The following is a 21,805-nucleotide window of genomic DNA, read 5'->3' as shown; positions in this document are numbered from 1 at the left end:
CGCCGGTGATCATGTTTTTGACATAGTCGGCGTGGCCGGGGCAGTCGACGTGGGCGTAGTGGCGGTTGGCCGTTTCGTATTCCACGTGGGCGGTGTTGATGGTGATGCCGCGGGCCTTTTCTTCGGGGGCCGCGTCAATTTGGTCGTAACCCTTGGCTTCGCCGCCGAACTTGGCCGCCAGCACGGTCGTGATCGCCGCTGTCAGGGTCGTCTTGCCATGGTCAACGTGCCCAATCGTGCCTACGTTGACGTGCGGTTTGGTCCGCTCAAATTTGCCTTTTGCCATTTTTAACTCCAGATAAAGAACGTGCCCGTGTATGGTTTAACGTTTGCACTGTGTTGCTTGTTCCATCACCACGGGCAGTGAGGGGCACACAATCGCAGACAGGAAAAAAGTGGTGCCGTCCCTTGCGAAACCGGCACCGGTTTTACTTACTTGGCGCGCGCAGCCATGATGGCTTCGGACACATTGCGCGGAGCCTCGGAGTAGTGCTTGAACTCCATGGTGTAGGTCGCACGGCCCTGGGACATCGAACGCAGCGTGGTCGAATAACCGAACATTTCGGACAGCGGCACTTCGGCCTTGATGGCCTTGCCGCCACCAACCATGTCTTCCATGCCCTGCACCATGCCGCGGCGTGAGGACAGATCGCCCATCACGTTACCGGCGTAGTCTTCAGGCGTTTCCACCTCAACGGCCATCATGGGCTCCAGGATCACCGGGCTGGCCTTGCGGCAGCCTTCCTTGAAGCCAAAGATTGCAGCCATCTTGAAGGCCATTTCGTTCGAGTCCACATCGTGGTACGAACCGAAATGCAGCGTGACCTTGACGTCCACCACCGGATAACCGGCCAGCACGCCCGTGGTCACAGCCTCGTGAATGCCTTTTTCAACCGCAGGAATGTATTCACGCGGAACCACACCACCCTTGATCGCGTCGATGAACTCGATGCCCTTGCCCATTTCATTGGGCTCAATCTTGAGCACCACGTGACCGTACTGGCCCTTGCCGCCGGACTGGCGCACGAACTTGCCTTCGGCGTCTTCCACGGTCTTGCGGATTGTTTCGCGGTAAGCCACCTGCGGCTTGCCAACGTTGGCTTCCACGCCGAATTCACGCTTCATGCGGTCAACAATGATTTCCAGATGCAGCTCGCCCATGCCGGCAATCAGGGTCTGGCCAGACTCTTCGTCGGTCTTGACGCGGAAAGACGGATCTTCCTGCGCCAGACGCTGCAGCGCGATGCCCATTTTTTCCTGGTCAGCCTTGGTCTTGGGTTCCACGGCCTGCGTGATCACAGGCTCAGGGAACACCATGCGCTCGAGCATGACGATGGCATCCGGATCGCACAGGGTTTCGCCCGTGGTCACGTCTTTCAGGCCCACGCAGGCGGCAATGTCGCCGGCGCGGATTTCGCTGACTTCTTCACGGTTATTGGCGTGCATCTGCACGATACGGCCGATACGCTCTTTCTTGCCCTTGATCGGGTTGTAGACGCTATCGCCCTTTTTCAGAACGCCGGAATACACGCGCACAAAGGTGAGCTGGCCCACAAACGGGTCGGTCATCAGCTTGAACGCCAGCGCAGAGAACTTCTCCGCGTCGTCAGCCTTGCGGGTGACAGGCGCCTCATCTTCGTCCATGCCCTTGACGGGAGGAATGTCGATAGGCGACGGCATGAATTCAATCACGGCGTCCAGCATGCGCTGCACGCCCTTGTTCTTGAACGCAGAGCCGCAGTACATCGGCTGGATTTCGCTGGCGATGGTACGCGTGCGAATACCCAGCTTGATTTCAGCTTCGGTCAAATCACCTTCTTCAAGGTATTTGTTCATCAGCTCTTCAGACGACTCGGCAGCAGCCTCGACCATCTTTTCGCGCCATTCCTTGGCCAACTCGAGGAGCTCGGCCGGAATTTCGCTGTAGGTGAACTTCATGCCTTGCGAAGCTTCGTCCCAGATGATGGCCTTCATCTTGATCAGGTCGACCACGCCGGTGAAGTTTTCTTCAGCGCCAATCGGGATCACCATGGGCACAGGGCTGGCCTTCAGGCGCAGTTTCATCTGCTCCACAACCTTGAAAAAGTTGGCACCGGTACGGTCCATCTTGTTCACAAAAGCCAGACGTGGCACCTTGTACTTGTTGGCCTGGCGCCAGACGGTTTCCGACTGAGGCTGCACGCCACCCACGGCGCAATACACCATGCAGGCGCCGTCCAGCACGCGCATGGAACGCTCCACCTCAATGGTGAAGTCCACGTGGCCCGGGGTATCAATGATGTTGATACGGTGCTCAGGCAGGGACGTGTCCATGCCCTTCCAGAAGCAGGTCGTTGCAGCGGAAGTAATCGTGATGCCGCGCTCCTGCTCCTGCTCCATCCAGTCCATGGTGGCTGCGCCGTCATGAACTTCACCAATCTTGTGGTTCACGCCGGTATAAAAGAGGATCCGCTCGGTGGTGGTGGTCTTGCCGGCGTCAATGTGCGCGGAAATGCCGATGTTGCGGTAGTTTTGAATGGGGGTAGCGCGGGACATAAATTACTTTCGGTTCGAAAGACGAACAAGGACTCGTTGCCAAAAACTTTTTTTGTTTTTTCTACGCGTCTGCGGGCTGCACGTTTTGCATGCAGCCCGCAGAAAATGGGGTTGAACCCTCAGGAGTCAAGGCGCCGGCAGCGCCTCGGGCCATCAGGCAACACGTCACTTCCGCGCAGCGGACATGCAACGAAAATTAGAAGCGGAAGTGGCTGAACGCCTTGTTGGCTTCGGCCATGCGGTGAACTTCGTCACGCTTCTTCATGGCGCCGCCACGGCCTTCAGTGGCCTCCATCAGCTCATTGGCCAAGCGCAAGGACATGGACTTTTCACCACGCTTCTTGGCAGCCTCTTTCAGCCAGCGCATGGCCAGGGCCATGCGACGGACAGGACGCACTTCAACCGGCACCTGGTAGTTGGCACCACCGACACGGCGGGACTTCACTTCAACCATAGGCTTGATGTTGCCGATGGCCATGTGGAACGCCTCCAGCGGATCTTTGCCGGGGTTCTTTTTCTCGATCTGCTCGAGGGCGCCATACACAATACGCTCGGCGACAGCTTTTTTGCCGCCTTGCATGATGACGTTCATGAACTTGGCAAGGTCAACGTTGCCAAATTTTGGGTCAGGGAGAATTTCACGTTTAGGGACTTCGCGACGACGTGGCATTTTTTCACCTCTTTGCTTCAGTTGGCACCGCTTTTGGCAGCACCGCGAGAGTTATCAAAACCCTCACTTACTCGACCGGTACAAACAATTTGCACTTGGGTCACTTCGCTTGAAACACCTGCCAGGGTGATTCAAACACCTGTTTTCGAAGATATCGGGGACGACATCCTCTGGCGCGGGCAATAAAACCCGAGCCGGTTTGGCTTATTTGGCCTTCGGCTTCTTCGCACCGTACTTGGAGCGCGACTGCTTGCGGTCTTTCACGCCCTGCAGATCGAGCGAGCCACGGACGATGTGGTAACGCACACCGGGCAAGTCCTTGACACGACCGCCACGAACCAGCACCACGCTGTGTTCCTGCAGGTTGTGGCCTTCGCCGCCGATGTAGGAAATGATTTCAAACCCGTTGGTCAGGCGCACCTTGGCGACTTTACGCAAAGCGGAGTTTGGCTTCTTGGGGGTTGTGGTGTACACACGGGTACACACACCGCGCCGCTGTGGAGAATTCTCCATCGCAGGGCTCTTGGACTTGATCTTTTCGACCTTGCGTCCCTGAGTGACTAGCTGATTAATGGTTGGCATTTAAAACGTCCCTAAACGTCTGATATCTGACTTGACTAAATACGTGACTATTTACGTGAAAACGTGAATCTCCCCGGAAATTCCGGAAAAGCCCTCGAGTGTAGCAGTTTGGGCGGCTACCTGCAAATTGCGGCGGTTTGGGGCACCCTTTTGCAGTAACAGCAGGCCTGCTATTTGATCCAGATCCGGATCGAATCCCAGGCGCGCCCCAGAATGCCGGCCTCTTCCACGGTTTCCAGGGCCACCAGAGGGATGTCAACCACCGTTTCCCCGCTTGCCCCGCTGACTTTGAGCGTTCCGACGGCTTGCCCTTTGGTGAAAGGCGCCACCAGCGGATCCGGCCGCGCAACCTGGGTCTGGACCTTGGCGGATCCGCCAGCCGGGATGGCGATCACGATGGCTTCAGGCCGGCCCAGCTTGACGGTGGCGGATTTGCCCTTCCAGACGGCGGGCGTTGCCACCGCCTGGCCGGCGTCGAACAGCTTGACCGCCTCGAATGCGGTGTAACCCCAATTCAACAGTTTTTGCGATTCGTTGGCGCGGGCGCTGTCACTGGCCGTGCCAAGCACGATGGCCAGCAGGCGCCGGCCGCCGGGCGCGCCGGCGGCGCCCAGGTTCGGAAAGTCGCGCTTGGCGGTGGCGATCATGCAGTAGCCGGCCGCGGCGGTGTGGCCGGTTTTCAGGCCATCGACCGTGGGATCCCTGAACAGCAGGGTGTTGCGGTTGGTGTCGTTGGCAGCCGGCGTGCCGGCGTAGCGGTACTTCTTGATCGCCGAAAAACCGATGTAGTCGGGAAAATCCTGCATCAGGCGGGTCGACAGGATGCTCAGGTCGCGCGCCGTGGTGGTGTGACCCGGCTCGGTCAGGCCTTCCGGGTTTTTGTAGCTTGTTGACTTCATGCCCAGAGCCTTGGCCTGCTCATTCATGAGCTTCACAAAGTTCTCGGCGGTACCGCCCACACCCTCTGCCAGCGCCATCGTGGCGTCGTTGCCTGACTGGACCACCATGCCCTTGATCAGGTCTTCCACCGGTACCTGCATCTTGGGGTCAATGAACATGCGCGAACCCGGCATTTTCCAGGCGCGTTCGCTGACGGGGAAAGTCTGCTTGAGGGTGATTTTTTTGGACTTGAGCGCGTCGAACACCAAGTATTCGGTCATCAGTTTGGTCAGCGAAGCCGGCTCGATCGGGGCGTCGATGTCCTTGGCGGCCAAGATCTGGTTGGCCGTGACGTCAAGCAGCAGGTAGGAGCGGGCAGCCACTTCGGGTGGCTGGGGCATCTGGGCTTGCGCCGCCGGCAGCAGAACCAGGGAAGAAAGCAGCACCAACGATGGGGCGAAGGCACGAAAAGCAGTCAGAAAACGGCGCATGGGAAATAGACCTGGAAATGGAAAACGAATGCAAAGAAGGGACGGCAAGGGCCCGAATCGGGCCTGGAAAAGTCAGCCAAGGTGGCGTGCCACCAGATTTTTCAGAAGCGGCAATTGTCCATGAAAGAAGTGCCCGCCCCCGGGGACAACCGTAACAGGCAGTACCTGTGGGCGCGCCCAGTCCAGCACCGATTGCAGCGGCACCGTGTCGTCCTGCTCGCCGTGCAGGACCAATGTCCGGGGATGCGCGTCCGCGGGAATGGGGGCGGCCGGCGCGCGGTCGACACTGGTTCCCACCAGCACCAGCTTTTCGATGTCGCGCTGAGGGGCCAGGCGGCCAAAGGCGTGCGTCGTCACGTAAGCACCGAAAGAAAACCCCGCCAGGCACAGCGGGCCCTGCGGCGCCACGGCTGCCACCACGGCCAGCATGTCGTCCAGCTCGCCGCGGCCTTCGTCGTGCGCGCCCTCCGTGCCACCCACACCCCTGAAATTGAAACGGACGGCGGTCCAGCCGGCCTGCAGGAAGGCGCGCGCCATGGTCTGCACTACCTTGTTGTCCATGGTGCCGCCGAACAGCGGATGCGGGTGGGCGATGACGACCACTCCTCTGGAAGCCATTCCGCCTGCGGGCAGGTCCAGCGCCACTTCAATGGCGCCCGCAGCGCCTTGCACCACGGATTTCTGGGTTTGGGAATTCACGCCTTACTTTCTACTGACAAAATTGCTATGAAAATGCTAGCTATAAAAGCTTATGGCACAAGGGCAAACAGCCTGAGAACTCATGGAATTTGGCAAATACACCGCCCTGCGCCTCAGATTCAGACCACTTCTCAGCGGCCCACGTTCGCCGGTGTCAGCAGCCGCTCGACCACCTTGCCGTTTTTCAGGTGCGACTCGACGATCTCGTCGATGTCCTGCGCGTCCACATAGGTGTACCAGACGGCTTCGGGATACACCACCGCCACCGGCCCGGCCGCGCAACGGTCCAGGCAGCCGGCCTTGTTGACGCGGACCTTGCCTGGCCCCGACAGACCGGCCGCCTTGACCTGGGCCTTGCAGCGGTCGAAGCCTTCCTGGGCCTTGTGGTTGGCGCAGCTGTCCTCTCCGCCGGTGCGCTGGTTCAAGCAAAAGAAAATGTGGCGTTCGTAATAAGAGTCCGCTGGCGCGCTGGTGGAGGTCATGACCCCATTTTACTTTCCGCAGGCTCGCTGGCCCGTCGGCTGGACAGCCGCACCAGCACATACAGCAAAACAGCATAAGGCCAGAGCCAGCCTAGCCACTGGGCCAATCCGTTGAAACGGATAAAACGTCCCTGCTCCCAGATTTGCAGGGTCTCGGCAAAGTAGGGACCCATCGGCGCCTGGTTGAGCATGGACAAATGGACGCTCAGGGCCAGCAGCAGCAAAGCCGCGCTGCCGCGGCGCGGCACCGGCAACAGCAGCAGTGAAAGTACGCTGCCTAACACCAGTCCCACTTGCACCGGCAAGTCCAGCCAGGCCCAGGCGTGTTCGGGGCCATAGCTGAGCGCAGCTGACAGCGCCGTCAGCGCAACGCCGGCAGCCAGCGTCAGAATCAGAAAAACGGCGCGCTGAGCCAGCGTGCGCACCACGCTGTAACCCAACAGGCAGGGAATCAGTGCACCCAGGGCCACGCAGATCACCTCCGCGCCAGGTACCAGCGGCTGCAATTCAATATCGCGCACCGGCAGCCATTCGAGAAAAGGCGTGTCTGTCAGGATTTCAGCAAGCGCGTACTCCAGCCGCTCCAGCACCTGGCCCAGCCCCAGCGGCACCGAGGCCGGAAACAGCAGCGCCACCGGCCACAGGGCCAGCAGAACCAGCGCGCCCCTGGCTTCGCTGACAAACCAGCGCGCGCGAAACCGGTTCCAGCGATCAAGAGCGCCTGCTTTTTCCAGCAGCCAGGCGGTGCAGGCACCCAGCCATGCGCCGATACTGTTCAGCACAAAGTCCACATTGGAAGGGATGCGGTCGGGCAAATAACTCTGCAAGCTTTCCATCACCAGCGACAAGATGCCGGCAGCGAGCACCGCCATACTGACGGCCCAGCGCGCACGTCCGCTGCGCAGCGCAGCCAGGGCCAACAGGAAACCCAGCGGCGCGTAACCGGCGAGGTTGACGCCCACATCAAAGCCGGTCCAGTAACGCGGCAGGGACGCTGTCAGGAAAGTCAGCGGCGAAATGCCCTGGTTGCGCCACTCGGTAAAGGGGTAGAGGCTGGCATAAACAATCAGGCAGACCGTGGCCAGTGCCAGCGGCCAACTGGTGGTCGGTACACCCCCGCCGTTCTCACTTCGCTCCGCTTCGTGTAGTTCCCCCCCCCCTTTCAGGGGGCCACGCGTGTCATCCGGCGAAGCCGGTCTGACCGCGTCTGCTGGTGAATTCGGGGAGTTCACACTGCGCCTGTGTTGCCTAGAACGGCTTGACGACCACCAGCACGACGGCGGCGAGCAGCAGCAGCACCGGCACTTCATTGAAGAATCGGAACCAGCGGTGGCTGCGCGTGTTGCGGTTGGCGACAAACTTCCCGAGGATGCGGGCGCAGGCGTGGTGGTAGCCGATCACCAGTACCACCACCGCCAACTTGGCGTGCATCCAGCCATTGCCGGGGCCGCGCCCAATACCGTAGCCCAACCATAACCAGAGGCCAAAGCCCAATGCCGGAATCGCCAAAAGGGTGGTGAAGCGCAGGAGCTTGCGCGCCATCTGGATCAAGCGCTCGTATTCGGCCACGCTTTCCACGGGCACCATCGCCAGATTGACAAAAATACGCGGCAGGTAGAACAAACCCGCAAACCAGCTGGCGATGAAAACGATGTGAAGTGATTTGACCCAGAGCATGCACAAAGTGTAGCCCCCACGGTTGCTCACTGCGTGTAGCGCCCTGCCCCCCGAGGGGGCCGCTGCGCCTGCGGGCCGGCGAAGCCGGACCCGCGGCCCTGGCTGGCTTTAACCCGTCCGCGCTTTAGCCCCCTGAAAGGACTCGACGGCGTTTTCAGAAATTCGCTTCTCGGGATGAAGTGCAAGGCGCACGGAGCGCAGCAACCGGAATGTACTTGGGTACATGAGGATTGCGAGCACCGCGCAACGCCGCAATTCGCCCGAAAAGCGGATTTATGGAAATGCCGGGCAAAAAAATGCCCGGATGACGCTAGGTCAGCCGGGCCTGGAAGCCTTTTTTGCTGTGACACGCAAAGGCACCCGCTCAGGGAGGAAAAGCGGGATGCTGCCACCAAAAGGTAACAACACGCGGACATTCTAACCACGCCCCCAAGGCCATGACAAGGGTTCACCTGGCGAAAGTGCAAGATAGTTTCGCTGGCAATTTCCCATATGTTCGATAGCGAACACAACAAGCGGGCCGAAGGCGCATTCGTCACCCTGGCAAAGCTTTGGCACAATTTGCCCATGACTTCCTATGCCCCCTACCCGCTCGGCCGTCCGCGCCGCCTGCGCCGTGACGCCTTCACGCGCAACCTGGTGCGTGAAAACGCACTGGGCGTGCATGACCTGATCTACCCGGTGTTTGTCACCGACGGCAAGCAGCGGCGTGAGCCGGTGGCCTCGATGCCGGGCGTGGAAAGGCTGAGCCTGGACCTACTGCTGCCGGTGGCCGAGGAATGTGTGCGGCTGGGTATTCCGGTGATGGCGCTGTTCCCGGTGATCGACAACTCGCTCAAAACCTACGACGGCAAGGAAGCGCTGAACCCCGACGGCCTGGTGCCGCGTGTGGTGCGTGAACTGAAAAAACGCTTCCCCGAGCTGGGCGTGATGACCGACGTGGCGCTGGACCCCTTCACCAGCCACGGCCAGGACGGCCTGCCGGACAAGGAAACGGGCTACATACTGAACGACGAAACCATTGAGCTGCTGGTGGGCCAGGCCCTTGCCCAAGCCGAGGCCGGCGTCGACATCGTCGCCCCCAGCGACATGATGGACGGCCGGATCGGCGCGATCCGCCAGGCGCTGGAGGCACGCAAGCTGATCCATACGCGCATCATGGCCTACAGCGCCAAGTACGCAAGTGCGTTTTACGGCCCCTTCCGCGATGCGGTCGGTTCCTCCGGCAACCTCGGCAAGGCCGACAAGAAGGTTTACCAGATGGACCCGGGCAACAGCGACGAAGCCCTGCGCGAAGTGGCCATGGACATCGCCGAGGGCGCCGACATGGTGATGGTCAAACCCGGCATGCCTTACCTGGACGTGGTGCGCCGCGTGAAGGACGAGTTCGGCGTGCCGACCTTTGCTTACCAGGTCAGCGGCGAATACGCGATGCTTAAGGCCGCTGCGCAGAACGGCTGGCTGGACCACGACGCGGTGATGATGGAAAGCCTGCTGGCCTTCAAGCGTGCAGGGGCCGACGGAGTACTCACCTACTTCGCCATCGACGCTGCACGTTTGCTACAAAATTCATAGCTGTTCGCGCCCGTCTAACAAGGGCGACAGGCCAATTTAACCTCAAACCGGACGGACATCGTGCAAATTGTTGAATTCACCGCCGACACCTTGCGCTTTTCCGACGCCTTGCCGGCAAAGGCCCCGGCCAACGGCTTCGTCTGGGTGTTTGTCGACCGCGACGAGTTCGCCGCCCACCAGCCGCTGCTGCAGCAGGCGGCGCAGCAACTGGGCGGATCGCCCCTGCTGGACCTGCACTGTCAGGATTTGAGCAACGCTGTCCATCCTTCGAACTACGACTTCACCTCGATCTACGACCTGATCATCTTCCGCCGGCTGGCCACGCAGGCGGAGACGCGCGCCGAAGCAGAGCACGAAGCTGCTGTCGAGGCCTACCATGGGCAGGGCGGCCAGCCTCGCATCAAACCGCGCGGCGGGCTGCCGGCCTTCAACCGCATCAGTTCCCGGGCCGTGGGTTTCGTGGTGTTCGACCGGCTGCTGATCAGCGTGCACCCGCGCGGCTGCTACACCGCCAAGAGTTTCATTGAACGCTCATTGACCGACGCCAAGTTAAGTGTGGACGCGGCGTCGGCGCGCAACCGCATCCCGTCCGGTCCGGCCGACCTGGTGCTGCGCATGATCAACGCGATGGTGGACAGCTACCTGGATGTACGCAAGGAGCTCACCACCCAGCTGGAACACTGGCAGGCCGAGCTGCTCAAACCCAACTCGCGTTTCATCAATTGGGGCTCGCTGATGGGCGCGCGCAGCCAGCTGCACGTGCTCGAAGACCTGTGCGACGAACAGCACGATGCGATACAGGAATGGCTGGACTCCCTGCGCGAGCAGCCGATGTCATCCTTTGCCGCCAACGACCAGCTGGCGCAGAGCCGGCGCGACCAGCTGGTGGCCCGCGCCCGCGATGTTGTTGAGCACATACAGCGCGTGGTGCACCACGCGCGCCGGCTGGAACAGTCAGCGGAAACCGTGGTGCAAATCCACTTCAGCGCACAGAGCAACCGCACCAACAGCATCATGCGTACGCTGACCGCATTGACTGCCATCTTTTTGCCGCTGAATCTCATCACCGGCTTTTTCGGCATGAACTTCGAGCACCTGCCCCTCATTCATACACGCAACGGCTTCTGGTGGATTTTTGGATTCATGGTCGTCCTGGTCATCGTTGTTGGAACGGTGTTCTGGCGCAAGCAGTATCTGGCCAGAACTGCACGCTGACGCTGACCACTCGGCCTCTCGGCCTCTCGGCTCATCCTCGAAGCGGCGGCCACTGACAAGGCCTGATATATTTTTCAGAGCCCCGCTTCAAGCGCCACAACCGAAAATACCTCCACCCCCGCCGTGCTCAGACCCAGGGCTGCGCGAGCTGTTCCGCCTCGAAGATCCGCGCCACCGCTGGCCGCGCCAGCATGCGCTGCAGGTAGGGCCCAAGATGCGGCCGGGTGCGAGCCGCAGGCGAGCTGAAGTTGCGCGTCCAGCGGCACAGGGTCAGCACATAGGCGTCCAGCGCGCTGTACTTCTTCCCGGCAAACCAGGGGCCGCCATGGCGCGCCAGTTCAACGTCAAGCTGGTCGAGCATGGCACCGATTTTCACTTCGGCCTGCGCCTTGACCTCCGCCGCCCCAGCGGCATTGCCCGGTGCCACTGAACGATCGGAATAGAAGTAGGTGATCAGCGTGGCCTGAAGGGTATTGGTCAGCCACATCAGCCACTTATAGAAATGCGCGCGCTCAGCCGTGCCCAGAGGCGGCACCAGTGCTGCTTCAGGATGGGTGTCGCACAGATGCAAGCAAATCGCCGCGGTTTCGTACAACACCAGATCACCATCGACCAGCACCGGGATCAGCCCGTTCGGGTTGAGGCGCAGGAAGTCTGGCGTCTTGTGCGCGTTTTGCGTGCGGTCGATCAGCACTCGCTGGTAAGGAACGCCGATTTCTTCGAGCACGATGTGCGGCACCATGGAGGCGGTGCTGGGGTCGTAGTAAAGCTGCTTCATGACCAGATTGTGCCCCCACGGTCGCTCACTGCGCGTAGCTCCCGAGGCCTTGCAGGCCGCGGCTCGCGAGACGCTTCGCCTCTGTCGCCTGTCCAAAGCTGCTCAAGCAGCTTTGGAGCCGCAGGCTCCAGCCCCTCGGAGGCCGCTGCGCCTGCGGACTGGCGAAGCCAGATCCGCGGCCCCTGCTTGTAAATGCGGGGAAGGTTCTGTGGCAGGTTTATGGTTTGGCGACGCCAAACAAGGTTGCGCCGTTATCCCAGGCGATTTTCCGCGCGACATCGGGCGGCAGGTCGCCCAGCCAGGCGCGGTAGCCCTTCATGAGTTCGTCGTAATACTGCCAGCGCTGGTTGACCCAGGTGTCCGAGCCGATCATGAAGCGGTCTGGGTATTTGAGCAACAAGGCGCGCCACTCGGGGCACAGTTTGCCGGCATCACAGGTCAGGCCGGGCCGGTAGGACAGCTCGCCCATCAGCGCCGGGTAGCGGGTGAACAGTGCATCCACACGCGTGGCCGGTGCACCGCCTATTCCGGTGTGCGCCCAGATCAGCCGGGCGCCGGGTGCATGGGCCATCAGCAGGTCAATCGCCACATCGTCCACATGCGAGAGCACCGCGAGCTTGTTCTTTTCGGCGAACTGCATCAGCTTTTTTGCAACCGGCCCATTGGCATTGGCGCTGTCATACAGGTGGAATTCACCAATGCCCTTGTACGGCCCAGCCTGGGCGCCGGTGACGCCGCGCGCGAATTCGGCCTGCACCATCTCGTAAATTGTCTCGTCACGAAACCAGTTGTCGTAGTCGGCGCGGTTGCGGTACAGGCGAATAAATGGCACGACAGTGACACCGGCCTGCTTTGTCTGCTCGAGCGAGGCCAGCGCCTTGGTCCCGTCGTTGGGCCGCGAGTTGGCGACGATGGCCTTGACGCCGTTGCGCTGCATGCGCGCCAGCACATCGGCCGGCGAGTGGGGCCCCACGCTGCCGTTCCAGGCTTCCTCGTTGTAGTGCAGGTGCGCGTCAAACAGCGGGCCGCTGTAGTCAGCCGCCTGCACGGATGCGGAAGATGCTATAAAAACAATAGCTGCCTGCGCCCGCCACGAAAGGGCCAGTGGCCAAAAATGCCCTATAACTTGACTGAAAACCATGTTCAGCCCAAGTGTTTGGCAAAAAACTCAAGCGAGCGAGACTTTGCCAGCCGGGCCGCCGCCTCGTTGTACGAGCCGCGCTGGTCGCAGTTGAAACCATGGTTGGCTTCATACACGTGCACCTGCACGCCGGGCTGGGCTTTTTTGAAGGCTTCGACGGTGTCCAGCGGGATCCAGTGGTCCTGGTCACCAAAGTGCACCATCACCGGGCAGGCCGGTTTGCGCGCGGGCTCCTCGCCCGCCGTCATGCCGCCGCCGTAGTAAGGCACGGCCGCGGACAAACCGGACAGCGTGCAGGCCGCGCGCCAGGTCAGCAGGCCGCCCCAGCAATAACCGACGATGCCGACCTTGCCCCCGCTGGTTTGCGCGGCGTGATGGATGGCCGCCTGCACATCCTGCAACACACCCGGTGGCGACAGGGCTTCCACCGCAGCCTTGAGCCCCATGCCGGTTTTCATGTCGGCATCGGTGTAGCCAATGTCCACACCGGGCTGCACCCGATGGAAGGTGGCCGGCGCCACCGCCAGGTAACCGGCAGCCGCGTAGCCATCGGCAACCGAACGGATATGCGAATTGACGCCGAAAATTTCCTGCACCACCACCACGGCTGCTTTCGGCTTGCCAGCGGGCTCGGCCACATAGGCCGGGGAAACAAAACCGTCTGCGGATTTGAGGTCGATGAATTTACCCATGGTGAAAATCTCCTGATGCTGATATTGACGCTGGTGAACGATTCAATTTACTTGGCGGCGAGTTTTTTCTCAAGCAGGTCCAAGCGGTCCTGACCCCAGAAAATCTCGCCTTCCACGACATAGCTGGGTGCGCCGAACACGCCTGCATCCATCGCCTGCCTGGTGTGGGCTTCATACAGCTGCTGCACCTCCGGGCTGTGTGATTGCGCCAGCCGCGCTGCGTCCAGGCCGGCTGCTTGCAGAATTTCTGCCAGCACCTGTTCACTGGCAATGTCACGCTCTTCGACCCAGACCGCGCGGAAGATGGCGCCACCCAGGGCCATGGCGGCGGCGCTGCCGTCCTGCTGGTCCACCGTGGTGATCAGGCGCGCGGCAGGGTCGCCGCTTACCGGAAAATATTTGGGCTGACGGTTCAGCGGTATCTGCAGGTGCTCGCTGAAGCGCTGCAATTCCACCAGCCGGTAGGCCTGGCGCTGCGGTGCACGCTGGCCCAGCGGCAGGCCGCCAGAGGCCGGAAAAATCTTGCCGTAGTCCACCGGCAGCACCCGCACTGCGGCACCTGCCGCGCGGGCAATGTGCACAAAGCGTTCATGGCCCAGGTAGGTCCAGGGGCTTTGCGGGGTGAAGTAATAGTCGATGGTGGTGCTCAAGGTGTCTCCTGCCGGTAATTTGTTCTCAGCCGTTGCGGCCGATTGAGGTAGATTCGGGTCAACTCCGGGTTGTACTCGGGATTGCACTTTATTGCTGGAGACCGGTCTTGTCCCAAATTGTTCTGATCACTGGCGCCTCCCGTGGCATAGGCGCAGCCACCGCCCTGCAAGCCGCCCGCGCCGGTTACGCCGTGGCGGTGAACTACACCGCCAATTCGCTGGCCGCCGACGAGGTGGTGCGGCAGATCCGCCAAGGCGGCGGCACGGCCATCACCGTGCAGGCGGACGTGGCCGAAGAAAACCAGGTGCTGGCCATGTTCGAAAAGGTGGACGCCAAGCTCGGCCGCCTGACTGCGCTGGTCAACAACGCCGGCGTGGTCGACCGTACCGAGCGCGTGGACGGCATGAGCGTTGCGCGGCTCAAACGCATGTTCGACATCAACGTCATCGGCACCATGGTCTGCGCGCGCGAAGCGGTCAAGCGCATGAGCACACGTTATGGCGGCACGGGCGGCGCGATTGTCAATGTCTCCAGCGCCGCAGCGCGGCTGGGCGGGCCCGGGCAGTATGTGGACTATGCGGCGGCCAAGGGCGCGGTGGACACCTTCACACTCGGCCTGGCCAAAGAAGTAGCGGCCGAAGGCATCCGCGTCAACGCGGTACGACCGGGCATCATCGAAACAGACATTCACGCTTCGGGCGGCCTGCCGGACCGTGCGCGCACCATGGCGCCGCTGGTCCCCATGCAACGCGCGGGCTCCGCCGACGAAGTCGCACAAAGCATTGTCTGGCTGCTCGGCAGCGGATCGAGCTACACGACCGGCGCTTTGCTGGATATCGCAGGAGGCAGGTAGTGACCTCCGCGCTTTTCACTTCGTGTCATTCGCTGCCTCATGAGTTTTTCCAGAGGGCTGACGCATGGATCTGAAACCGCTGGTGACGCTGCTGGCCATCGTCAACCCCCTGGCCATCGTGCCTTTTTTCATTCATTACACACAGGGCTTCTCCACTGCCCAGCGGCGGCGCACCATCGTCACCGCTTCGTTCAGCGCTTTCCTCGTGATTGCCACCAGCGCGCTGGCCGGTCTGCAGATTCTGGAGTTTTTCAGTATTTCTCTGGCCAGCTTCCAGGTGGGCGGCGGCATGCTGCTCCTGATCAGCTCCATGAACATGCTCAATGCGCAACCGGCTGAGGCCAAGCCGAACACCCACGAGTTCGAAGACGGTGCCGCCAAGGCGGCCATGGGCGCCAGCATTGCGGTGGTGCCCCTGACCATTCCACTGCTCACCGGCCCGGCGACGATGTCGACCGTGGTCATCTATGCGGAGAAAGCCCAGAACTTCCTGCAGCTCAGTATGCTGGTTGGCTATGGCGTGGTGATTGGCCTGGCCACCGCCGTGTGTTTCTCGCTCGCGCACCCGATTGCCCGGGTGCTCGGGAAAACCGGTATCAACGTGATGACGCGGCTGATGGGCCTGATCCTCGCCGCGCTGGCCATCGAGGTGATGACCGGCGGATTGCTCAAGCTCTTCCCCATTCTGGGCCGCTAGATATGGAGCCCCCACGTTCGCTCACTGCGTGTAGCTCTCTGCCCCCCGAGGGGGCGCTGCGCCTGCGGCCCGGCAAAGCCGGTTCCGCGGCCCCTGCTGAAATTTTCCGGTGAGCGCGCGGGTCCAATGAGCAGTGCGCGCATTCTGCTGGTCGAAGATGATCCGGCCATTGCCAGGTCCATCATTTACACGCTGGAGCGTGACGGGCTGGAGGTGACTCATTGCCTGCTGCTCAGCGACGCCAGGCGCCAGCTGGCACTGCGCCCGCCAGACGTGCTGGTCCTCGACGTGGGCTTGCCCGACGGCAACGGACTCGATTTATGCCGGGAGCTACGCGTGCACAGCAGCCTGCCGGTGCTGATGCTCAGCGCGCACGGCGAGGAGATCGACCGCGTGCTCGGCCTTGAGCTGGGCGCCGACGACTATGTGAGCAAACCCTTCAGCCCGCGTGAACTGCTGGCGCGCGTGCGCGGCATGCTCAGACGTGCGCGCATGCAGCCTGCAACCCCGGCGCCGACTGTGGGCGCCAACCCTTTCGACATTGATCTGGCGGGTCAGCGCATCAGCCTCCAGGGCCGGCCGCTGCCGCTGACCCGCCGCGAGTTTGGCCTGCTGGCCGACTTGCTGCGACACCCGGGCCGCATCCGCTCGCGAGAAGACCTGTTGAGCGCCGTCTGGGGCGCAGACTCGGACAGCACCGACCGCACAGTGGACACCCACATCAAGACTTTGCGCGCCAAGTTGGAGGAAGCCGCGCCCGGACGCGAGTACATCGTGACGCACCGCGGCATGGGCTACTCAATATGACCCCCCCGTTGCGGTTCACTGCGTGAAGCAATTGAAATGCGTCTAGGCATACGCCTGCTCTTCGGCTTCTTCCTGGTCACCGGCCTGGCGGCTTTTTTTGTGCTGCGCGTCTTCATGGCGGAGGTCAAGCCCAGCGTGCGCGAAGTCATGGAAGACATGATGGTGGACACCGCCAACATCCTGGCCGAGCTGGCCAGCGACGACCTGGCCACGGGCCACATGGCGGACGGGCGTTTTGCCCAGCAGGTGCGCGGCTACGCCCGCCGCCCCATCGACGTGCAGATCTGGGGCCTGGCCAAGCAGTCGCTGGACTTTCGGGTCTACGTCACCGACATCCGCGGCACGGTGATGTTTGACTCGGAAAATGCCGCCACCGGCCAGGATTACTCGCGCTGGCGTGACGTGGCCCGCACCCTGCGTGGCGAATACGGCGCCCGCGCCACGCGCGAAATCCAGCATGACGACCGGACGTCCATCATGTATGTGGCGGCGCCGGTCACGCACGACGGCAAAACCATTGGTGTGCTGACGGTTGCCAAGCCGGTGGCCACGATACAGGCCTTCATCGACCGGGCCGAGCGCAAGATTTTTCTCAGCGGCCTGCTGTTACTGGCGCTGTCCCTGGCCATCGGTGTGGCCGTGACGCTCTGGGTGGTGTGGAGCATTCGCAAGCTGCGCCACTATGCCAACGCCGTCGGCCAGGGCGCCAAACCGGCGGTGCCGCAGATACCGGGTGAGCTCGGAGAGCTGGCGCTGGCAGTCGACGCCATGCGCCGCAAACTCGAGGGCCATGAGTACATAGAGGGTTACGTACGCGCACTCACGCACGAGCTCAAAAGCCCGCTGGCCGCTATTCGCGGAGCGGGCGAGTTGCTGCAGGACGAACTTCCCGAAAACGCGCGCCGCGAATTTGCAGGGCAGGTGCTGGGCCAGACCGGCCGCCTGCAGGCGCTGGTGGACCGCATGCTCGAACTGACCAAGCTGGAGCAACGCCATGCACAGCTCAGTCGCGAGAGCCTGCCGTGGGTTGAGTTTCTCAAGCCATTTGCGGCCATCGCCCAGGCCGGGCGGGCGCAACACACGATCAAAATCATCGTTCAGCCTGAAGATGCCCGCGTCCATGCCGAGCCTGGCCTTCTGAGCCTGGCGCTCAGCAATCTGCTGGAAAACGCCCGTTCCTTCGCGCCGGCGGGCTCGGTCATCACGATTGAAGCCGCAGAAGGAATGGTCGCCGTGCAGGACGGCGGAGACGGGGTTGCCGACTACGCCCTGCCGCGGCTCGGCGAGCGCTTCTTCTCGACCGTGCGCCCCGATGGCCTGACCAAAGGCTCGGGCCTCGGGCTGGCCATCGTGCGGCAGATCATGGCGCTCCATGGCGGCCGCATGGAGGTACGCAACACCCACCCCGGGCTGCGGGTTGAGTTGCACTTTTAAACCGACTGAAAGATCGGCGGCGCGCATCAACCGGTCACCTCCACGCTCTGCACGGGCTGTCCGGTCTGGCCGGTCTGGCGAAAGCGCGCATACCAGTCGATCCGGCGCGTCAGCATCATGATGGCGGCCAACACCACGAACAGCGCCACAGCACCCAGCACCAGGGCCGTCTGCTCCATCTGCAGCAGCACAAAAAGCATGCCGTACAGCAAGCCAATGCCCAGGCCAAAGGGCACGCCACGCGCCCAGCTTTTGAGCATGTAGCTGGCGTAATACGTCAGCAGCAACACGCAGGCCGCCGAGGCAATGGCGTAGGCGGCGTCAAACCGCATGTGCTCCGACAAACTCACCAGCAGGAGAAAAAACATGCTCATGGCAGCGCCCACCAAAAAGTACTGGATGGGGTGAACACGCAACGCTTTCATGAACTCGAACAAGCCGACCGCGAGAAAGGTCAGGCCGATAAAGAGCAAGCCGTATTTGGTGGCGCGGTCGCTCAGGGCGTAGGTGTTGGCAGGGTCGACAAAGGTCACGCTGAAGGCCTCCACGCAAGAGCCCCTCATGCCACCATCAATCGCAGGTGGGCACACACTCTTTCCTTTGCCGCCATCTATGCGCGTGACGTCCTGCTGCGCCGTGCTGGCCAGGGCACTCACGCGCCAGGTCGCTTCAAAACCGTTGTCGCTGATCTTGCGTTCAACCGGCAGGAACTGACCGCCAAAACTCGGATGCGGCCAATTGGAGCTGAGCTGCATGCGCGTGTCGCCACCGAGCGGCACGACAGAAATGCTTTCGGTGCCGACCAGCTCAAGCTCAAGCTCGGCTTCAACCGGCGTGGCGCGTGCCAGGCCCGGCGGCAGCGGCGCATGCACGCCGCGCGGGTAGCTGCCAAAGAAAGTACCGGGCTTGAGCGGCAAGACCTGCTCGCCGATCTTCACGCTGGCGTGGCGTATGCCCCGCGCGTCGGACACCGCCATCATCAGGATCGGTTGGCCGCAGCTCATGCGTGAGCCGACATGCAGGGCCACCGGCCTGAGCGCTTCCGTGTCTGCCCACTGCGCCACCAGCTGCGCCTTGAGGCTGAACACCTGCGTGGCATGCAGGCCGCGAGAGCGCGGCTCCAGCTGGCTGCTGCCCTTGACCGTGAGCACGGCCGGCGCGGCCGCCATGACGAACTCGCGCCGCTCCGCGCGCACCTCCTTGTCGACCTTGACATTCCACTCTTCCGTGCAGGCCATGTGGATCAGCGGCCCGGTCAGCGTCTGCGCGCCCGCCAGGCTTTGCGCCACGCTTGCAATGGCAATGTTCCGGTAGGTCTGGCGGTCATGCACCACGGCGCTGATCTGAACCAGGGCCGCAATCAGCAGGATCAGCACCAGGGCAATGGAGAGTAGTTTTGACTTCACTTGGCTTCCTTTCGTTTTGATAACGAATGGAGTGTGCAAATGCTTTGTGAAGCCGGTATGAGCGAACGGGGCTTGTGTGAAACCAGGGTGAAGTGGCGCACTTTTTCAAGCTTCCGGGCCAACCTGCCCCTGTGCTTGCCGCGTATTTGCCAACCCAGCACCCGGATGACGCTGGATCAATGACGATGCAGGTGGTGCGCATCAGGCACATGAGAATGTGCGTGTTCCAGCGATTCGTGGTGGTGCAAGTGGCTGTGCATGCCCTCGGGCATCGGCACATGGCGATGATTGTGGTGGCCATCGGCATGGTCGTGCGCATGTTCATGGTCCAGCGCCGCGTGTTCATGCGCATGGCCGTGTGACTCCATCAGATGCAGCAACACGCCACCCAGCATCAGCACCCCCCCGGCGCCCATCCACGCGCTGACCGAGCGGTCGCCCAGGGCCAGGGCGAGCACCGCGCCGATAAAGGGCGCGAAGGCAAAGACGGAGCCGGTGCGCGCGGCTCCGAAAGCGCGCTGGGCCAGCAGGTAAAACCGCAGGCTCAGGCCATAACCGGTGGCACCGACCGCCAGCAATCCGGCTGCGGCCACCAGGCCAGGCGCTGATTCAGCGAAAGTCAATGCAAGCAAGGCAGTGGCCGTGGCGCCCAGCGCCGCTTTGACCATCACAACCTGCCCCGGGTCGCGCTCGGCCAGAGCTCGTGACAAGGTGTTGTCCATGCCCCAGGCGGCGGTGGCCACCAGTACCGCAAGCAAGCCGGCAAGCTGAGCCCCGCCCAGACGGGCCTGGTCCAGGACCAACACAGCACCGCCGGCCAGCAACAGCGCCATGGCGACCCAGACACGCGCACCCAGGGTTTCGCGGTAAAGCTGCCAAGCCAGCAGCGCCGTGAACAGGGCCTCCAGGGTAAGCATGAGGGAGGCACTGGCGCCGCTGGTGCGCTGCAGGCCCCAGGCCAGTGCCACCGGCCCGATCACGGCCCCGAAGACAACCACGGCCAGCAAACGCCGCCAATCACTGCGCTGCAGCCGTGCTTCCAGCCGACTGCCTTTTCTCAGCAGTGCGCCGGCCAGCGCGGCACCGGCGTACAGCAGGGCCGCCGTGGTCAGCGGCCCCAAGCCGCGGCCGAGGTATTGCACCAGCGGCGTGCTGATACCGAAAAGCGTCGCCGCAAGCAGCGCCAGCAGGCCGCCGCGCAAAGCCGGTATGTTCATGTTCCCCTTCCCATGAGATCAGTCAAATCAGCCTCTACTCCAACAACGACGGACACCATAAGCTATGTTTTTTGTAGCAACCTGACCAACCGGTTGCTGGTGTTGCGCAAGCGCTGAGCCAGCAGCTGGGTGATCTTGACCACCAGCTTGGCGCCCACGCCGGGGTGCTGGCGTATCAGCCGGCCTACGGCGGAGCGGCTCAGCACGGCGGCCTCTACCGCATCAATGGCGGTGCAGGTGGCGTAACGCAGTTCGCGGTCAAACATCGACATTTCCCCCAAGGCGGCGCCTTCGGTGACCACGCCCAGGCGCGAAAGCTGGGCCTGCGCATCCGGGTCGTCGGCAGCAGGCGGTGTGGCCTTGGTCACATCCACCGTGCCACTGAGCAGCAGCAGCATCCAGTCACCGGTGTCGCCCTCGGCAATCAGCACCTGGCCGGGCTTGGCGCGGATCAGCAGCATGGACTCGCCCAGGATATCGAGCTCGGCCAGCGTGAAGTCTTCAAGCAGCGCCGAGTGTTGAAGCAGGCCCGGCCCGCGTCCCGACATTTTCTGGCAGCTGCCGAGCAACTCCAGGCCGGCTTGCCGCAGCTGTTCTTCCAGCGACATGGCCGCCTGGCCCGTCACTTCGCGCACTGCGTCGCTGGCGCTGGGGTTCAGGGGATCTGTTGCAGCCATGTGGAAATCTCTTCGATTGCCGCGTCGGTGGCAGCCGTCAGCGCGCGCACACCGCCTGGCGCGTCAGCACTGGGCGCGGGCCGCTGCGCGATGAAGCTGCGCTGGGCCAGCAGTTTTTCACCGCTGGGCAGGTTCTCCACCAGGGTGGCGCGCAGGCGAATCAGGCCGGCGCTGCGGCCCGGTGCGTCAAAAATGTGGCTGAACTCTTCAAGCTCCAGATGCAGGGTACGCGGCAGCACGCCCTGATTGGCGCCACGGTTCAGGGCCGGGCCCTCTCCGGCGTTAAACACCGGGCGGTTGCGGCTGAGTGATTCACGCAGGCGCTGGCGCACCAGCTGCGCCGGCGGCATACTCCAGCGCGCCTGCGAATAAGGGCGCAATTGCTGCGCGTCTGCGTAAGCCAGGCGATACAGCACGGCCTGGTTGTCCAGCGCGCCGCCGGGTGTGCCGATGTCCGACAGCGACAGCGGCGACAACGGAGCCTGCCGCGTCGTCGCTGGCGTGTTCAGGGGGCCGGGGCCAAAGTCGTACAACGCGGCGCGCACCGGCTTGTCGGGCAAAGCCGAGCAGGCGCCGAGCAGCAGCGCAGCTGAAATCATCAAGCAAAATCGGCCATTTCCCCTTATTCGTCGGGCGCGAACAGCTAT

General features: G+C 62.4%; 23 protein-coding genes. 6 read left to right on the top strand and 17 right to left on the bottom strand.

Annotation, left to right across the window (positions count from 1 at the left end; genetic code table 11):
* The 9 genes from B0B52_RS03990 to B0B52_RS03950 all read right to left on the bottom strand — a co-directional run.
* Window positions 1-286, bottom strand: a 286-nt coding sequence (locus tag B0B52_RS03990) for a GTP-binding protein (RefSeq protein ID WP_254425612.1), incomplete at its 3' end; no start/stop codon positions are given.
* A 146-nt stretch (window positions 287-432) separates the two neighbouring features.
* The gene (gene fusA, locus B0B52_RS03985; RefSeq protein ID WP_077592326.1) at window positions 433-2,535 is read right to left on the bottom strand and encodes an elongation factor G; all 2,103 of its coding nucleotides are present in this window, start codon (window positions 2,533-2,535) and stop codon (window positions 433-435) included.
* A 196-nt stretch (window positions 2,536-2,731) separates the two neighbouring features.
* Window positions 2,732-3,205 (bottom strand): 30S ribosomal protein S7, encoded by a 474-nt coding sequence (gene rpsG / locus B0B52_RS03980; protein ID WP_077592325.1) that lies wholly within the window; start codon window positions 3,203-3,205, stop codon window positions 2,732-2,734.
* Window positions 3,206-3,409: 204 nt separating this feature from the next.
* Window positions 3,410-3,787 carry a 30S ribosomal protein S12 gene (gene rpsL, locus B0B52_RS03975; protein WP_077592324.1) on the bottom strand — a complete coding sequence of 126 codons (378 nt, stop codon included), beginning with the start codon at window positions 3,785-3,787 and terminating at the stop codon, window positions 3,410-3,412.
* Window positions 3,788-3,957: 170 nt separating this feature from the next.
* Window positions 3,958-5,157 carry a D-alanyl-D-alanine carboxypeptidase family protein gene (locus tag B0B52_RS03970; protein ID WP_077592323.1) on the bottom strand — a complete coding sequence of 400 codons (1,200 nt, stop codon included), beginning with the start codon at window positions 5,155-5,157 and terminating at the stop codon, window positions 3,958-3,960.
* A 72-nt stretch (window positions 5,158-5,229) separates the two neighbouring features.
* On the bottom strand, window positions 5,230-5,856 hold the full coding sequence (locus B0B52_RS03965) for an alpha/beta hydrolase (RefSeq protein ID WP_077592322.1): 627 nt from the start codon (window positions 5,854-5,856) through the stop codon (window positions 5,230-5,232).
* Window positions 5,857-5,987: 131 nt separating this feature from the next.
* Window positions 5,988-6,338 (bottom strand): ferredoxin, encoded by a 351-nt coding sequence (locus B0B52_RS03960; RefSeq protein ID WP_077592321.1) that lies wholly within the window; start codon window positions 6,336-6,338, stop codon window positions 5,988-5,990.
* Window positions 6,335-7,504, bottom strand: coding sequence for a VanZ family protein (locus B0B52_RS03955; RefSeq protein WP_254425631.1), 1,170 nt, complete (start codon window positions 7,502-7,504; stop codon window positions 6,335-6,337). The genes B0B52_RS03960 and B0B52_RS03955 overlap by 4 nt, the downstream gene beginning before the upstream one ends.
* Before the next feature lie 82 nt (window positions 7,505-7,586).
* Window positions 7,587-8,015, bottom strand: coding sequence for a CopD family protein (locus tag B0B52_RS03950; RefSeq protein ID WP_077592319.1), 429 nt, complete (start codon window positions 8,013-8,015; stop codon window positions 7,587-7,589).
* A gap of 567 nt (window positions 8,016-8,582) precedes the next feature.
* Here B0B52_RS03950 and hemB point away from each other — a divergent pair.
* Entirely contained in the window at window positions 8,583-9,590 is a 1,008-nt protein-coding gene (hemB, locus tag B0B52_RS03945) for a porphobilinogen synthase (RefSeq protein ID WP_077592330.1), read from the top strand.
* 60 nt (window positions 9,591-9,650) lie between these two features.
* Window positions 9,651-10,805, top strand: a complete 1,155-nt coding sequence (locus B0B52_RS03940; RefSeq protein ID WP_077592318.1) for a magnesium transporter CorA family protein — start codon at window positions 9,651-9,653, stop codon at window positions 10,803-10,805.
* 127 nt (window positions 10,806-10,932) lie between these two features.
* Here the strand turns inward: B0B52_RS03940 and B0B52_RS03935 are convergent, their stop codons facing one another.
* The 4 genes from B0B52_RS03935 to B0B52_RS03920 all read right to left on the bottom strand — a co-directional run bounded on the left by B0B52_RS03935 (window position 10,933) and on the right by B0B52_RS03920 (window position 14,066).
* Entirely contained in the window at window positions 10,933-11,583 is a 651-nt protein-coding gene (locus tag B0B52_RS03935; protein WP_077592317.1) for a glutathione S-transferase family protein, read from the bottom strand.
* A 217-nt stretch (window positions 11,584-11,800) separates the two neighbouring features.
* Window positions 11,801-12,724: an amidohydrolase family protein gene (locus B0B52_RS03930; protein WP_077592316.1), complete on the bottom strand. Its 924-nt coding sequence runs from the start codon at window positions 12,722-12,724 to the stop codon at window positions 11,801-11,803.
* 2 nt (window positions 12,725-12,726) lie between these two features.
* Complete coding sequence (locus B0B52_RS03925; protein ID WP_077592315.1) at window positions 12,727-13,416, bottom strand: dienelactone hydrolase family protein; 690 nt, start codon at window positions 13,414-13,416, stop codon at window positions 12,727-12,729.
* Between the two features lie 47 nt (window positions 13,417-13,463).
* Window positions 13,464-14,066, bottom strand: coding sequence for a 2-hydroxychromene-2-carboxylate isomerase (locus B0B52_RS03920; RefSeq protein WP_077592314.1), 603 nt, complete (start codon window positions 14,064-14,066; stop codon window positions 13,464-13,466).
* Between the two features lie 107 nt (window positions 14,067-14,173).
* Between B0B52_RS03920 and B0B52_RS03915 the strand changes: the two genes are divergently transcribed.
* The 4 genes from B0B52_RS03915 to creC all read left to right on the top strand — a co-directional run bounded on the left by B0B52_RS03915 (window position 14,174) and on the right by creC (window position 17,858).
* The gene (locus tag B0B52_RS03915; protein ID WP_077592313.1) at window positions 14,174-14,920 is read left to right on the top strand and encodes an SDR family oxidoreductase; all 747 of its coding nucleotides are present in this window, start codon (window positions 14,174-14,176) and stop codon (window positions 14,918-14,920) included.
* Between the two features lie 64 nt (window positions 14,921-14,984).
* Entirely contained in the window at window positions 14,985-15,617 is a 633-nt protein-coding gene (locus B0B52_RS03910) for a MarC family protein (protein WP_077592312.1), read from the top strand.
* A 126-nt stretch (window positions 15,618-15,743) separates the two neighbouring features.
* Window positions 15,744-16,424, top strand: a complete 681-nt coding sequence (gene creB / locus B0B52_RS03905; protein ID WP_077592311.1) for a two-component system response regulator CreB — start codon at window positions 15,744-15,746, stop codon at window positions 16,422-16,424.
* Window positions 16,425-16,460: 36 nt separating this feature from the next.
* Complete coding sequence (creC, locus tag B0B52_RS03900; RefSeq protein ID WP_077592310.1) at window positions 16,461-17,858, top strand: two-component system sensor histidine kinase CreC; 1,398 nt, start codon at window positions 16,461-16,463, stop codon at window positions 17,856-17,858.
* Window positions 17,859-17,884: 26 nt separating this feature from the next.
* On the opposite strand, the gene creD is transcribed toward creC, so the two are convergent.
* From creD to B0B52_RS03880, 4 genes are all read right to left on the bottom strand, one after another.
* Complete coding sequence (gene creD / locus B0B52_RS03895) at window positions 17,885-19,264, bottom strand: cell envelope integrity protein CreD (RefSeq protein WP_077592309.1); 1,380 nt, start codon at window positions 19,262-19,264, stop codon at window positions 17,885-17,887.
* A 176-nt stretch (window positions 19,265-19,440) separates the two neighbouring features.
* Complete coding sequence (locus tag B0B52_RS03890; RefSeq protein WP_077592308.1) at window positions 19,441-20,481, bottom strand: DMT family transporter; 1,041 nt, start codon at window positions 20,479-20,481, stop codon at window positions 19,441-19,443.
* 62 nt (window positions 20,482-20,543) lie between these two features.
* A complete protein-coding gene (locus B0B52_RS03885) occupies window positions 20,544-21,158 on the bottom strand; it encodes a Crp/Fnr family transcriptional regulator (protein WP_254425627.1) in 615 nt (204 codons plus the stop codon).
* Window positions 21,137-21,757 carry an ABC-type transport auxiliary lipoprotein family protein gene (locus B0B52_RS03880; RefSeq protein ID WP_254425630.1) on the bottom strand — a complete coding sequence of 207 codons (621 nt, stop codon included), beginning with the start codon at window positions 21,755-21,757 and terminating at the stop codon, window positions 21,137-21,139. Before B0B52_RS03880 ends, B0B52_RS03885 begins: the two co-directional genes overlap by 22 nt.
* Between the last annotated feature and the right edge of the window lie 48 nt (window positions 21,758-21,805).

This window comes from Polaromonas sp. A23, from assembly GCF_002001015.1.
Classification (GTDB): domain Bacteria; phylum Pseudomonadota; class Gammaproteobacteria; order Burkholderiales; family Burkholderiaceae_C; genus Polaromonas.
This window is presented reverse-complemented; position numbering and strand designations above follow the sequence as displayed.

Bases quoted from the DNA above. Each gene is read 5' to 3' on its own strand.
- B0B52_RS03925 (WP_077592315.1), bottom strand. From the start codon at position 13,416: ATGGGTAAATTCATCGACCTCAAATCCGCAGACGGTTTTGTTTCCCCG.
- creC (WP_077592310.1), top strand. From the start codon at position 16,461: ATGCGTCTAGGCATACGCCTGCTCTTCGGCTTCTTCCTGGTCACCGGC.
- B0B52_RS03885 (WP_254425627.1), bottom strand. From the start codon at position 21,158: ATGGCTGCAACAGATCCCCTGAACCCCAGCGCCAGCGACGCAGTGCGC.
- B0B52_RS03950 (WP_077592319.1), bottom strand. From the start codon at position 8,015: ATGCTCTGGGTCAAATCACTTCACATCGTTTTCATCGCCAGCTGGTTT.
- B0B52_RS03930 (WP_077592316.1), bottom strand. From the start codon at position 12,724: ATGGTTTTCAGTCAAGTTATAGGGCATTTTTGGCCACTGGCCCTTTCG.
- B0B52_RS03935 (WP_077592317.1), bottom strand. From the start codon at position 11,583: ATGAAGCAGCTTTACTACGACCCCAGCACCGCCTCCATGGTGCCGCAC.
- creB (WP_077592311.1), top strand. From the start codon at position 15,744: ATGAGCAGTGCGCGCATTCTGCTGGTCGAAGATGATCCGGCCATTGCC.
- B0B52_RS03890 (WP_077592308.1), bottom strand. From the start codon at position 20,481: ATGAACATACCGGCTTTGCGCGGCGGCCTGCTGGCGCTGCTTGCGGCG.
- B0B52_RS03970 (WP_077592323.1), bottom strand. From the start codon at position 5,157: ATGCGCCGTTTTCTGACTGCTTTTCGTGCCTTCGCCCCATCGTTGGTG.
- B0B52_RS03880 (WP_254425630.1), bottom strand. From the start codon at position 21,757: ATGATTTCAGCTGCGCTGCTGCTCGGCGCCTGCTCGGCTTTGCCCGAC.
- rpsG (WP_077592325.1), bottom strand. From the start codon at position 3,205: ATGCCACGTCGTCGCGAAGTCCCTAAACGTGAAATTCTCCCTGACCCA.
- hemB (WP_077592330.1), top strand. From the start codon at position 8,583: ATGACTTCCTATGCCCCCTACCCGCTCGGCCGTCCGCGCCGCCTGCGC.
- B0B52_RS03960 (WP_077592321.1), bottom strand. From the start codon at position 6,338: ATGACCTCCACCAGCGCGCCAGCGGACTCTTATTACGAACGCCACATT.
- fusA (WP_077592326.1), bottom strand. From the start codon at position 2,535: ATGTCCCGCGCTACCCCCATTCAAAACTACCGCAACATCGGCATTTCC.
- rpsL (WP_077592324.1), bottom strand. From the start codon at position 3,787: ATGCCAACCATTAATCAGCTAGTCACTCAGGGACGCAAGGTCGAAAAG.
- B0B52_RS03910 (WP_077592312.1), top strand. From the start codon at position 14,985: ATGGATCTGAAACCGCTGGTGACGCTGCTGGCCATCGTCAACCCCCTG.